Below are 13,046 nucleotides of genomic sequence, written 5' to 3' on the forward strand. Positions count from 1 at the left end.
AACACTTTCTCATGGGGAACAAGGAGAAGCGCGTCCTCGGCGCGCTCGCACTCGGCGCGCTGACGGCCTTCGGGATCGTCGGCTGCGCGGGCGAAGGCCGCGAGACGCTGAAGGACGGCGAGCCCGTCACCGAGCAGATCACCGCCGTCCGGGTCGACGTCCCGGTCGGCGGGGTCACGCTCCGGGTCGAAGACGGCGCACCGGTTTCGTTGCGTCGCGAAGTCACTTACACCGGGCGGAATCCCGGCAAGACGCACAGTGTCGAGAACGGCACGCTGGTCCTCGGCGGCTGTAGCCAGTGCGGCGTGGATTACGAGGTCGTGGTCCCGCGTGAACTGGCGATCTCCGGCGGCATCGGCACCGGCAAGATCACGCTGACCCGCGCGGCTTCGGTCGATCTGCACGGCGACGTCGGCGACCTCAAGGTCCAGAGCTCGTCCGGTCCCGTGCGGTTGAGCACCGGTACCGGCGACATCGAGGTCGGCCTGGCGAAGCCCGGCGCCGTGACCGCGAACGCCGAGGTCGGGAAGGTCACCGTCACGGTGCCCGACGGCGCGTACCAGGTCCGCGCGAACGCCGAGGTCGGCACGGTCGAGACCGTCGGCGTGCGGCAGGACCAGGCCTCACCGAACGTCCTGGACCTCAAGTCCGGCACCGGCTCCGTCACGGTCCGGCCCGCATGAGGACGAAGGCGCTCGCCGCGGTCACCGCGCTGACCCTCCTGCCGCTTTCCGCGCTGCCGGCCTCCGCCGCGCCGCGGATCGACTGGAAACCGTGCGCGACCGAGTACGCGCCGACGCTGGAATGTGCGAGCCTCCAGGTGAACGGCACGATCTCGATCGCGTTGGCGAAGCTGCCCGCGACCGATCCCGCGCGCCGGATCGGCTCCCTGCTGACGAACCCGGGCGGTCCGGGCGGTGCCGGGGTCACCGTGCTCAAGTACGGCGGTCGCGGTTTCGCTTTGGACAGGCCGGAAATGGCCGAGGTGCGGCAGCGGTTCGACGTCATCGGATTCGACCCGCGCGGCGTCGGGGACAGCAAGCCGGCGATCACCTGCGGACCGGACTTCCACGATCCGGCGATCAGCCGTTTCCCGCGCAGTCGCGCGGAGTACGACCGGTTCCTCGCGTACAACCGCGTGTCGGGTGCGGAGTGCCTCAAGCGGACCGGTCCGGAACTGTCCCGGATGGACACCTGGAACGCGGCCGACGACATCGAGTCGATCCGGGCCGCGCTGGGTGAGCCGAAGGTCAACTGGCTCGGCGTCTCCTACGGTTCCGAACTCGGCGCCGTATACGCGGAGAAGTATCCGAAGCGCATCCGCACGATGGTGCTCGACGGCGCCATCGACCACTCGGTGCCGACACGGAAGGCGATCCTCGACGAGGCCATCGCGACCGAAGGCGCTCTCCGGGACTTCGCCAAGTGGTGCACGACGTCGGACGAGTGCGCGCTTCGCGGCAAGGACGTCCTCGCGACCTACGACGACCTGATGGCGACTCCGGGCGGAGTCCCGTCGAAGGAACTCGGGCGGAACGTGACGGCCGAAGAGATGGCGGCCGGCTTGTACGGCTCGATCATCCTGCCGATGTTCTGGCCGGAGCTGAGCAAGGCCGTCTCGGCCGCGACGGCGGAGAAGCCGGACGCTTCGGGACTGCTGCCCTACTCGCAGCTGGACCCGTCGTACGGCGCGTACCGCGCGATCGGCTGCCACGACTTCGGTCCCGCCTTCACCGGGTACGCCGACATGAGGGTGATGCAGGGGCTGGTCAAGGCCGTCGCCCCGCACAGCTGGCGGTACTCGGAGTTCTGGGACATCGCGAGCGGCTGCGCGGGCTGGCCCGTCGCCCCGGCGTACCCGCCTCGGCCGCAGAAGGTCCGCGGCGCGGCACCGATCCTCGTGGTCGGTGGCGAACACGATCCGGCGACGCCGCTGGTGTGGGCGAAGGGGCTCGCGCGGAACATCGAGAACTCGGCGTTGCTGGTCGACGCCGGCTACGGGCACACCGGGCTGCTCAACTCGGCCTGCGTGCGCACCCAAGAGGTGAAGTACCTGGTGAGCGGGGTCACACCCACTCCGGGCACGGTCTGCCGATGACCCGGGAACAAGAACCCCGGGTCGCTCGTTGACCCGGGTACAAGGTTGAGTGCAGGCGGCTCAAGTCCAGCTTGACGGAAGCCGCACCATCCCGATAGAACTTGCGTGGACCCCACTCAAGGTGGGGCAGAACGTGCAGGTCACGAATAGCAGGAGGAAGACACCATGGCGCGAGCGGTCGGCATCGACCTCGGCACGACCAACTCGGTCGTCGCCGTCCTTGAGGGCGGCGAGCCGACGGTCATCGCCAACTCGGAAGGTTCACGCACCACCCCGTCCATCGTCGCCTTCGCCAAGAACGGCGAAGTGCTGACCGGTCAGCCGGCGAAGAACCAGGCCGTGACGAACGTCGACCGCACCATCCGGTCGGTCAAGCGGCACGTCGGTACCGACTGGAAGACCGAGATCGACGGCAAGGCGTACACCTCGCAGGAGATCAGCGCGCGGGTGCTGATGAAGCTCAAGCGCGACGCCGAGGCGTACCTGGGCGAGACCATCACCGACGCGGTCATCACCGTCCCCGCCTACTTCGAGGACGCGCAGCGGCAGGCCACCAAGGAGGCCGGGCAGATCGCCGGCCTGAACGTGCTCCGCATCGTCAACGAGCCCACCGCGGCCGCGCTGGCGTACGGCCTCGACAAGGGCGAGAAGGAACAGACCATCCTGGTCTTCGACCTCGGTGGCGGCACGTTCGACGTCTCGCTGCTGGAGATCGGCGAGGGCGTCGTCGAGGTCCGCGCGACCTCCGGCGACAACCACCTCGGTGGTGACGACTGGGACGAGCGCATCGTCACCTGGCTGGTCGACAAGTTCAAGTCGTCCAACGGCATCGACCTCACCAAGGACAAGATGGCGCTCCAGCGCATCCGTGAGGCCGCCGAGAAGGCGAAGATCGAGCTGTCGAGCTCGAACTCCGCGGGTATCAACCTGCCGTACATCACCGTGGACGCGGACAAGAACCCGCTGTTCCTCGACGAGCAGCTTTCCCGCGCCGAGTTCCAGAAGATCACCTCGGACCTGCTCGAGCGCACCCGCAAGCCGTTCAACAACGTCATCCGTGACGCCGGTGTGGCGGTCGGCGACATCGACCACGTCGTGCTCGTCGGTGGTTCCACCCGGATGCCCGCCGTGTCGGACCTGGTCAAGGAGCTGACCGGCGGCCGCGAGCCCAACAAGGGCGTCAACCCGGACGAGGTCGTCGCCGTCGGCGCCGCGCTGCAGGCCGGTGTGCTCAAGGGCGAGGTCAAGGACGTCCTGCTGCTCGACGTGACCCCGCTTTCGCTGGGCATCGAGACCAAGGGCGGCGTGTTCACCAAGCTCATCGAGCGCAACACCACGATCCCGACCAAGCGTTCGGAGATCTTCTCCACCGCGGACGACAACCAGCCGTCGGTGCAGATCCAGGTGTTCCAGGGTGAGCGCGAGATCGCCGCGCACAACAAGAAGCTCGGCATGTTCGAGCTGACCGGTCTCCCGCCCGCGCCGCGTGGCGTGCCGCAGATCGAGGTCACCTTCGACATCGACGCCAACGGCATCGTGCACGTCCTCGCGAAGGACCTCGGCACGAACAAGGAGCAGTCGATGACGATCACCGGTGGCTCCGCGCTGCCGAAGGACGACATCGAGCGCATGGTCAAGGACGCCGAGGCGCACGCCGAGGAGGACAAGCAGCGCCGCGAGGAGGCGGAGACCCGCAACCAGGCGGAGACCCTCGTCTACCAGACGGAGAAGTTCGTCAAGGACAACGAGGACAAGCTGCCCGACGACCTCAAGGGCAAGGTCAAGACCGCGATCGACGAGGCCAACGAGTCGCTCAAGGGCACCGACTCGGCGAAGATCCGCGAGTCCATCGAGAAGCTGAACACCGCTTCGCAGGAGCTGGGCACCGCGCTCTACGCCAACGCGGCCGGTTCGGCCGCCGACGGTGCGGCCGCCGGTGAAGGCGCGACCGGGACCGCGGGTGCGGGCACCGGTGCGCAGGACAAGGCCGACGACGTCGTCGACGCCGAGATCGTCGAAGAGGACGAGAAGGACAAGAAGTGACCGAACGCTACGACGAAACCGCGGGCCGGGGCCCGGAGGAACCGGTGGTCGTGCGGGATCGGCGGCGGATCGATCCGCTGACCGGTGAGGTCCGCCAGGCCGCCCCGGCCGCCGAACCCCAGGACGGCCCGAAGCACGCCGCCCCCGCCGAAGAGTCGGCCCCGCCGGCCGCCCCCGCCGAGCCCGCGACCCACGCGGGCCCCGGCCTCGGGGACTCCATTGTGGACGATTCGGTGTCGGTGGCCACCGGTCTGGAGAAGGAGCTGGCGGAACGCACCGCGGACCTCCAGCGTCTCCAGGCGGAGTACGCCAACTACCGCAAGCGCGTGGACCGCGACCGCGAGCAGGTCGTCTCCGCCGCGAAGGCGTCGGTCGTCGGTGACCTGCTCCCGCTGCTCGACGACCTCGAGCGCGCGGAGCAGCACGGCGATCTGACGGGCGCTTTCAAGGCGGTCGGCGAGAAGCTGGTCGGCAGCCTGCAGCGGTCCGGTCTGGAACCGTTCGGCACCGAGGGCGAGCCCTTCGACCCGAGCGTGCACGAGGCCGTCCAGCACAGCACGTCGCCGGAGGTCGCGGGCCCGACGGTCACCACGGTCATGCGCCGCGGTTACCGCTTCGGCGAGCGCGTCCTGCGCGCCGCCCTGGTCGGGGTCACCGATCACGAGCCGGGCTCCGCACCCGCGGAGACCCCGGTGGACCCGCCCGTGGGCGGCGAGCTGCCGCTCGACGGCGAGCTCTTCGATGAGAACAACCGCTGATCGGCGAGACGGCGTGAAAGGAGGAGACGTTCGGTGAGCGCACGGGAATGGATCGGTAAGGACTTCTACCGTGAACTGGGCGTCTCCTCCGACGCCACCGCGGACGAGATCAAGAAGGCCTATCGCAAGCTGGCCAAGGAGAACCACCCCGACGCCAACGCGGGCAACGCGGAGGCGGAGAAGAAGTTCAAGGCGGTTTCCGAGGCCTACGGCGTGCTTTCCGACACGTCCAAGCGCAAGGAGTACGACGAGGCACGGCGCCTCTTCGGCTCCGGCGGTCCTGGTGGCTTCGGCTTCCCGGGCGGTGGCGCCGGTGGCGGCGGGTTCGACGTCGGCGACATCTTCGGCCAGTCGGGTGGTCAGCAGCAGGCCGGTTTCGGCGGGCTCGGCGACATCCTCGGCGGTCTCTTCGGCCGCCGCGGTGGTGCGGCCGGTGCCACGGCGAACCGCCCGCAGCGCGGCGCGGACGTGGAGACCGACGTCCGGATCGACTTCACCGAGGCGGTCAAGGGCGCGACCCTGCCGCTGAGGCTGTCGAGCCCGGCGACCTGTTCCACCTGCGGCGGGAACGGCGCGAAGCCGGGGACCTCCCCGAGGACGTGTTCGACCTGTCAGGGAAGTGGGCTGGTCAGCCGGAGCCAGGGCGCGTTCGCCTTCTCCGAGCCGTGCCGCGACTGCCGCGGCCGCGGCACGATCATCGACGACCCCTGTCCGGAATGCGCGGGCGAGGGCATCAGCACCCGCACCCGCACGCTGACCGTGCGGATCCCGCCGGGCGTCGCCGACGACCAGCGGATCCGGTTGGCGGGCCAGGGTGAACCGGGCCGCGGTGGCGCGCAGCCGGGCGACCTGTACGTCCGCGTGCATGTCGCGCCGCACGCGATTTTCGGGCGGCAGAACCTCGATCTGACGATCACCGTGCCGGTGTCCTTCGCGGAACTGGCCCTCGGCGGCACGATCACCGTGCCGACGCTGGAGGGCAAGGTCTCCCTGAAGGTGCCGCAGGGTACGGCGAGTGGTCGCGTGCTTCGCGTGCGCGGCAAGGGAATCGCGAAGAGGGATGGCGCTCAGGGCGATCTGCTGGTCACCCTGCAGGCCGCCATTCCGTCCAAATTGGACGACAAGGCCCGTGAAGCCTTGGAGGCCTACGCGGAGGCCATGTCCGAGCACGATCCGCGACCGGAGATCACCGAACTTCTCGAAGGCAGGTGAGCGCGATGTTCGGCGGGCTGCCGCATGGCGCGGACGAGGACACCCCGGTGTTCGTCATTTCGGTGGCGGCACAGCTCTCCGGCCTGCACGCGCAGACCCTGCGGTCGTACGACCGGCAGGGGCTCGTGTCGCCGGGCCGGACCTCCGGCGGTGGACGTCGTTACTCGATGCGGGACATCGCGTTGCTGCGCGAAGTGCAGCGACTGTCCCAAGAGGACGGTGTCAACCTCGCCGGCATCAAGCGGATCATCGAGCTGGAGAACCAGGTCGACGCCCTCCGCGACAGGATCGCCGAACTGACCGAAGAACTGTCGGCCGCGTACATCACCGCCGAACAGACGGCCGCGGCCGTGCACGCCTCCTACCGCAAGGACCTCGTGCCCCTGCGGCAGCAGACCGCGCTCGTGGTGTGGAAACCCAAACCGCGCCGCCGCTGATCCTCGAAGTGTCATAAGGGTCCCCATAGGACGGAATTCGTCCGATGGGGACCCTTATGACATGACCGGGAGTTACTGGCCGGGGACCAGTGTCCGGATCTGCTGGACCTCACCGGTACGCGAATCCATGATCCGCTGGGCGAGGGCCTTCGCTTCCGGGTTCTTGCCGTCCTTCAGTTCCGTCCTCGCCAGCGCGACCCCGTTGTGCTGGTGGGCCACGAAGATGTCGGCGAAGTCGAGCGAGAAGTCCTTGCCATCCTTTTTGGACAGTGCTTCGAGCAGGCCCTTGTCCGTGAGTCCGTCGCCACCGTGGTGATGGTGCGCGTGCGGGTCCATCGAGCCGGTCTCGGGTTTGCCCCAGGACTTCAGCCAGTTCCGCATGTCGGCGGACTCGGTCTGCTGCGTCGCCTCGATGGCCGCCGCGAGATCCTTGAGCTGCTGTTGCTGCGCCTGCTTGGCGTGCACCAGCTTGACGATCTCCACACCCTGGTTGTTGTGGGCGATCATCATCTGCAGGAACATCACGTCGGCGTCGTTGTACTCCGCGGACGCCGGGGTACCCGCGGCCGACTGGGGGACCGGGGAGATCGGGGCGCCGGCGGTGGTGGGTGAGCCATCACCGGTCCCGCAGCCCGCGAGGGCCACGAGACCGGCGACGAGAATCAGGCCGAACTTCACTGGCGGGTCCCTTCTTTGCGTCGCCGGAGAACTCCACCGGAAGGTGGTCGTGAGTGGCGATTCGGGTTCTAACCCGAATCGCCACTCACGACTCTGTCACTGCTTGGTCCACAGAGCCGGGGTGTTCGGCGGTTCCCAGCCCTGGATCGCCGTATGCGCCAGCTGGCACCGGTAGCTCGCGCCGCCGTAGGTGACCGTGCTGCCGACCGTGTACGCCGTCCCGGCCGCCCAGGTGCCGCCGGCGGGCGGGTTACTGGTGCTGGTCGGGGGATTCTGCGTCGTCGGTGGGTTGCTGGTGGTCGGCGGGTTGCTCGTGGTGGGCGGGTTCCCGCCGCCGATCTGCAGGTCGATGCAGCTGTAGAAGGCCATCGGCGTATCCGCGATGTTCCAGATGGCGAGCACCTTCTGGCGGCCGCTGAAGCCGCTCAGGTTCACCGTGTGCGACGTCGGGTCCTTGGGCGCGGAGTTGTTCCCGCTGATGTCGGCGACCTTGGTGCCGCCGATGTAGTACTCGTAGTTCGTGGTCCGGTGGTAGGCGGTGAACTTCCAGTTGAAGGTCACGCTGTTGCCGACCGAAGCGGCGGGCCACGGCTTCGATTCGTCGTTGAGCTGCGCGAACCCCGGAAGGCCGCCGTTGCAGCTGCGGAGCCCCTTGGGGCCCTCGACGCTCTGGGGTTCGTAGACGATGCTGCCGCAGCCAGTGACCTTGCCCTGGGCGCAGTTCGCCTGGCGGCTGGGTGGGGACAGCACGTAGCCGTGCGCGCTGGCCACCTGAGGGATGGCCACGATGGCGATCGGGGCGAGGATCGCACCGGCGGCGGCTGCCACGAGTTTACGTTTGACGGTCATGCCGGCTCCTGGGATGGAACGACGGTGTTCCCGTGAGGGGGAGCAATGTGGTCTAGACCATAAATCCGACGGTGACCGCGGTCAATGATTCACAGACCTACTGCTGCGTAAAGCCCAGGTATAACAGCCGAACGGCCTAATACGAAGGAAGGCCGGGATCAGTCCAGGGTGAAGGGGTCGTACTTGATCCTCGCCAGGTCCGTACCGGAGGCGAGCAGTTTCGCGATCGTCGCACGGATCATCGACGGCGATCCGGCGACGTAGACGTCACGGTCCTTCCAGTCGCCGCGCTGCGTGACCGCCGTGGCCAGCGTGCCGCGATCCCCGCCGGCGATGGTGCCTTCCTCGGTCACCGGGGTCACCGTGAGCCAAGGGCACATGACGGCCTGTCCTCGGAGGTCGTCGAGGGCGTAGAGGTCTTCCGGCCTTCGGCCGCCGAAGAACAGGTGCACCGGAGGGTTGTGCTTCCAGCGCGACATCTCGTCGATCAGGGCGAGCAGCGGGGCGACCCCGGTGCCGCCGCCGATCATCAGTAGCGGGCGTCTTTCAGTGTGGTGCAACGAAAGCGCGCCCAGGGAGGGGCCCAGACGCCAGGTGTCGCCGAACCGGGTGTGGTGGACGATCGAGCGTGAGACCCAGCCACCGCGTACGGCGTGTACGTGGAACTCCATCGTTCCGTCGTCGTGCGGCGCGGTGGCGGGCGAAAGGTAACGCCACATCCGGGGTCGCTGGGGGACTTCGACACTGACGTAGCCGCCGGCCCGGTACGGGAGCGGCTGGTCGGTGCGCACCCTGACGATGGCGACGTCGCGGGACACGACACGGTGTTCGATGACGCTCGCCCTCCACCACGCGGGACCGACCTCTTTGTCCGCCGCCTCGCGCATGCTCTTGGAGATGACGCCGTACGCGGTGACCCAGGCGTCTTCCACCTCGGGTGTCCAGGCGTCCTTCAAGAACCGTTTCAGCGCGGCGATCAACGCGACGCCGACGGCGTCGTAGTGGCGGCCGAGGACGTCGAACTTGCGGTGGTCCCGGCCGAGCTGGCCGAGGAAGGTGGTCAGTTCGTCGGGCCGGTCCACCATCTGCACGACGTAGACGAGGGCGCGCAGTAAACGATTTCGTTGCGTGGCCATGTTGATCGGGAACAACGCCCTGGTGTCCGGCGAAACGGAGAAGAGAACGCCGTAGAAGTACTGGGACAGTTCCTCGGCTTTTGTCTCGACGGAGGCGAAGCTTTCCCTGACGAGCTTGGCGATCTGGACCGTCTTGTCCGCGGCCGGCGTTTCCACCAGCGGCGGGACCGGGACGGAACCCGGGTCGGTGTCGGGATGGGGAGTTCTCGACGGTGAAGATCTCGCCGAACTCGGTGGATGCTTGTACTTCACGGATTCAGCAGTCATGGGTGAACGGTTTTCTCCAGTTTGATCGGGCATTTTCTCCAGACCCGATGTCATAGTTCTCGTTTCCCCCGAGGGTTCACGACTGTATGCCCGAACGTCGGAAAAGGACCCTTGAATGGATGTTTCCCGCTCGAACGGAGCAAACGATATACGCGCCGTCAACCCCACCTGTCGCTCGGTAAAGGTGATCAAGCAGGACGACTTTTCCTTGCCCTACCAGTGTTTTTCGCCAGTTCTCGACGAAACGTGATCCGCCGATCGGGTGGCTTTCCCAGCGCGTTTAGGCGGTGACGTAACGGTACGCGGTCTTTCGCGGATCTCCATTGTGGAATCGCATTGGCTGACGCGTTCCGCACGTAGCCGGTGATCTTTGGACGAGCGAGGGAAACGGCCTGCTAGTCGATGGTGAAGGGGTCGTACGCGATCTGGTCCAGCGCGCTGCCGGCGACCAGCATCCGGGAGACCGTCGCCCGGATCATCGTGGGCGAGCCGGAGACGAGGATGCGGTGACCGGGCCAGGATCCGTGCTGTGTAACGGCTTCCGCGAGCGTGCCCTGCTCGCAGCCGGGAGCTTCGTCACCGCGTTCGACTACCGGGGTGACGGTGAGCCACGGGTTGGTGGCCGCGAGGGCCCGCAGTTCGTCGAGGTCGTAAAGGTCCTCACGCGACTGTCCGCCGTAGAACAGCCGGACCTTCGGGTTCTCGCCCCATTGCGCGAGGTCGTCCAGAATGGCGCGCAACGGCGCGACCCCGGTGCCGCCCGCGATCATCAGTACGTCGCGGCCGGATGCCCGATCCACCGAAAGCCTGCCGAGCGGCGGGCCGAGCCGCCAGACGTCGCCGGGCTGCGTGTGGCTCACGATGGCGCGGGAGACCCAGCCGCCGTCGACGGCGCGCACATGGAACTCGATGCCGCCGTCTTCGCGCGGTGCGTTCGCGGGGGACAGATAACGCCACAGGCGCGGCCGCTGCGGGACTTCCACGCTCATGTACTGACCCGGCTGATAGGGCACGGGGAACTCGGGCTGGACCCGGACCAGGGCGAGATCCCAGGTGAGCCGCCGGTGCTCCAGTACGGTGGCCGACCACGACGCCGGGTTGACGTCGGCCGCGGCGGCCTCCTGCATCGCGCGGGCGACGATGGTGAACGCCTCCGCCCAGGCCCGTTCGACCTCGGGTGTCCAGTCCGGACCGAGGTGGTTCTTGAGCGAGGCGAGCAGTGCCGTCCCGACGGCTTCGTAATGCCGGGGGATGACGCCGAACTTACGGTGGTCGCGGCCGAGCTGGGTCAGGAACGGCACCAGGTCGTCCGGCCGGTCGACCATCTGCACGATGTGCACCAGCGCGCGTACCAGCCTGCCCCGCTGGACCTCCATGTTGATCGGGAAGAAGTCGCGGGTGGCGGGCGCGAGGGTGAACAGCATCCCGTAGAAGAACTGGGAGATCTCCGGGATGAAGGGTTCCGACTTCGCCCAGGTGTCACGGATCAGCCGCACCATGGCGGTGACCGCTGGTGGGGCTTCCCGTGGTGCTGAAGACCGGGGAACCGGGCTTACCGCGTCGGCTGTCATGGGCTGGGATTCGCTGATCGGGAGGTGCATACCGGAAGGGGATTCCGATTGTTCACGAACGAGGGGCCGGATGTGACGGCTTTTCCGGCACCGGGGCCCCGCGGTGGACCACTGGAGAAGAATTCACGGATCATTCACCTCTCCGGTCAGCGGCTGTCGGGCCGGTCGGCAGGTTCCGGCTCGTCCGCGAGACTAGCTGCCGAGAGCCCTTTTGCCTGCATCGTTGCTCCGGACGGGTGTACTCGAATCCAGGGGGCAGTGGGCGATCTCACGAGGTAAATAGTTGCCTTACGCAAGTGTCGCCGAATAAGGTTGTACTGTACAAGTAGCCAGGAGGCACCGATGAGCTCCGCAGACGACGCCAGGGTCGAACTGATGCGTGAGTTGAAGGCCGCCTCCCAGCTGCAGCACGCCTGGATCATGCAGGCCTGGCAGGACGATCCCGGCCTGCATCCCGCCGCCGCGATGCTGCTGTCCGACTTGGCGAAGCACGGTGAAGCCCGGCCGTCGGAATTGGCCAAACGGCGCTTTGTGGATCTTTCGGTCGTCAGCCGCCAGATCTCCCAGCTGTCCGCGGCCGGGATGGTCGACCGCCGCCCCGCGCCCGAGGACGGCCGCGCGTCGATCATCAGCATTTCCGAGCAGGGTCGCGAGGAACTGGGCCGCAGGCGGGCCGGGTATCTGGCCTTCATGGAACGTGCGCTCGGTGACTGGGACGACGAGAAGGTCCTGGAGCTGACCACGCGCCTGGCGGAGATGAACACCGACGTCCGTGCCGCCCTCTCGGCGCAGACGTGCGAAGTCTGATGTCGGCCGTTCCTACCCGTCGGTCTTGACTGAACGGACCTTTCGTAGCGCTCTCGCGCAGGTAGCGTCAAAGCAGTGCGTAGCCGGGTCGCGTTGCTGGTCGCTTTCGGAATCGACAACTTCGGCTCGGGACTCTTTCTCCCGCTGGGCCTCGTCTTCGTCATCCGTGTGGTGGGTCTTCCCCTCGCCCAGGCGGGGGCGGCGGTCACGCTGGGTGCGCTCGCCGGTCTCCTCGTCCCCGCGATGGCCGGACGCCTCGTCGACCTGTTCGGCCCCCGGACGGTGATGATCTGCTCCCACCTCTTGCAGGCCACCGGGGTGGGCGCGTACCTGCTGGCGAGCGGGTTCGCCGGGGTCGTCGGCGCGTCGGTGATGCTCGCCGCCGGGCAACAGTTGTTCTACAGCTGTCAGTTCTCTCTCATCGCCGACGTCGCGGGCGAAGGCCCGAAGGACCGGCCGTTCGCCGAAGCCGCGATGGTCCGCTCCGCCGGCTTCGGACTCGGCGGGCTCGCGTCGGCCGGGCTGCTGGTCTGGATCGGACCCGACGGCCTCTACGTCGCCGTCATGGCCGACGTCTTCACCTTCGTCGTCGCGGCGGCCATCCTCGCGACGATGGTCCCGCCGGTCCCGCGGCAACGGCGGCGGCTCTCGGGACCCGCGCGGGTCTGGCGGAACCGCCCTTACCTCTCACTGATCGTGTTCAGTGGGCTCTTCGCGCTCACGATGGACTTCTTCCTCATCGGGATGCCGGTGTACGTCTTCAACTCGCTGCAGGGTCCCCGGTGGCTGCCGGGCGCGATCATCGCCCTGCTCACCGTCGTCACCAGTCTGGGTGGTGTGGTCGCGTTGCGGATCACCCGGAAGCTGACCCGGATCGCCGCCATGCGCGCGGGCTCGGCGTTGTTCGCGGTGTGGTGCCTGGCCTGCCTCGCGGTGGTGTTCGTGCCGCGCGTCCTGCAGCCGGTCTACCTGCTCGGCGCGACCCTCATGCTGGCCGCGGGCGATCTCGCCTTCGGCCCGAGGTCCGGCGCGCTGGCCGAAGCCGCGGCTCCGCCGGAGGCCCGGGGACGGTATCTGGCCGCGTTCCAGTACGCGTTCACGCTCGCCGCGGTGATCGCTCCGGCCGTCGTCGCGCTGTTCTCCGTGGCAGTCTGGATCCCGTGGGTGCTCGTCGCCGCGTGCGCCTGCGC

At 67.9% G+C, this 13,046-nt stretch carries 12 protein-coding genes; 8 read left to right on the forward strand and 4 right to left on the reverse strand.

From position 1 onward, the window contains the following. Positions 1-11 precede the first annotated feature (11 nt). The 6 genes from H5J31_RS26385 (at position 12) to H5J31_RS26410 (ending at position 6,548) form a co-directional block, all read left to right on the forward strand. Positions 12-683: a DUF4097 family beta strand repeat-containing protein gene (locus tag H5J31_RS26385; protein ID WP_181775337.1), complete on the forward strand. Its 672-nt coding sequence runs from the start codon at positions 12-14 to the stop codon at positions 681-683. Then, the gene (locus tag H5J31_RS26390; protein WP_181775338.1) at positions 680-2,098 is read left to right on the forward strand and encodes an alpha/beta hydrolase; all 1,419 of its coding nucleotides are present in this window, start codon (positions 680-682) and stop codon (positions 2,096-2,098) included. Before H5J31_RS26385 ends, H5J31_RS26390 begins: the two co-directional genes overlap by 4 nt. 165 nt (positions 2,099-2,263) lie before the next feature. After that, entirely contained in the window at positions 2,264-4,141 is a 1,878-nt protein-coding gene (dnaK, locus tag H5J31_RS26395) for a molecular chaperone DnaK (RefSeq protein WP_181775339.1), read from the forward strand. Then, positions 4,138-4,899 (forward strand): nucleotide exchange factor GrpE, encoded by a 762-nt coding sequence (grpE, locus tag H5J31_RS26400; protein ID WP_181775340.1) that lies wholly within the window; start codon positions 4,138-4,140, stop codon positions 4,897-4,899. Before dnaK ends, grpE begins: the two co-directional genes overlap by 4 nt. A gap of 33 nt (positions 4,900-4,932) precedes the next feature. Next, positions 4,933-6,111 carry a molecular chaperone DnaJ gene (gene dnaJ / locus H5J31_RS26405; protein ID WP_181775341.1) on the forward strand — a complete coding sequence of 393 codons (1,179 nt, stop codon included), beginning with the start codon at positions 4,933-4,935 and terminating at the stop codon, positions 6,109-6,111. A gap of 5 nt (positions 6,112-6,116) precedes the next feature. Continuing rightward, a complete protein-coding gene (locus tag H5J31_RS26410) occupies positions 6,117-6,548 on the forward strand; it encodes a heat shock protein transcriptional repressor HspR (RefSeq protein WP_181775349.1) in 432 nt (143 codons plus the stop codon). A gap of 72 nt (positions 6,549-6,620) precedes the next feature. Here the strand turns inward: H5J31_RS26410 and H5J31_RS26415 are convergent, their stop codons facing one another. From H5J31_RS26415 to H5J31_RS26430, 4 genes are all read right to left on the reverse strand, one after another. Then, positions 6,621-7,226, reverse strand: a complete 606-nt coding sequence (locus H5J31_RS26415) for a DUF305 domain-containing protein (protein WP_181775342.1) — start codon at positions 7,224-7,226, stop codon at positions 6,621-6,623. Between the two features lie 96 nt (positions 7,227-7,322). After that, positions 7,323-8,075: a lytic polysaccharide monooxygenase gene (locus H5J31_RS26420; protein ID WP_181775343.1), complete on the reverse strand. Its 753-nt coding sequence runs from the start codon at positions 8,073-8,075 to the stop codon at positions 7,323-7,325. Positions 8,076-8,233: 158 nt separating this feature from the next. After that, positions 8,234-9,478 carry a globin domain-containing protein gene (locus tag H5J31_RS26425; RefSeq protein WP_181775344.1) on the reverse strand — a complete coding sequence of 415 codons (1,245 nt, stop codon included), beginning with the start codon at positions 9,476-9,478 and terminating at the stop codon, positions 8,234-8,236. A gap of 395 nt (positions 9,479-9,873) precedes the next feature. Next, entirely contained in the window at positions 9,874-11,079 is a 1,206-nt protein-coding gene (locus H5J31_RS26430; RefSeq protein ID WP_181775345.1) for a globin domain-containing protein, read from the reverse strand. A 312-nt stretch (positions 11,080-11,391) separates the two neighbouring features. Here H5J31_RS26430 and H5J31_RS26435 point away from each other — a divergent pair, with 312 nt between their 5' ends. Continuing rightward, entirely contained in the window at positions 11,392-11,856 is a 465-nt protein-coding gene (locus H5J31_RS26435; RefSeq protein WP_181775346.1) for a MarR family winged helix-turn-helix transcriptional regulator, read from the forward strand. A gap of 75 nt (positions 11,857-11,931) precedes the next feature. Then, on the forward strand, positions 11,932-13,046 hold a 1,115-nt coding region (locus tag H5J31_RS26440), incomplete at its 3' end, for an MFS transporter (protein ID WP_181775347.1).

It is taken from the genome of Amycolatopsis pittospori (assembly GCF_013870525.1).
Lineage (GTDB): Bacteria > Actinomycetota > Actinomycetes > Mycobacteriales > Pseudonocardiaceae > Amycolatopsis > Amycolatopsis pittospori.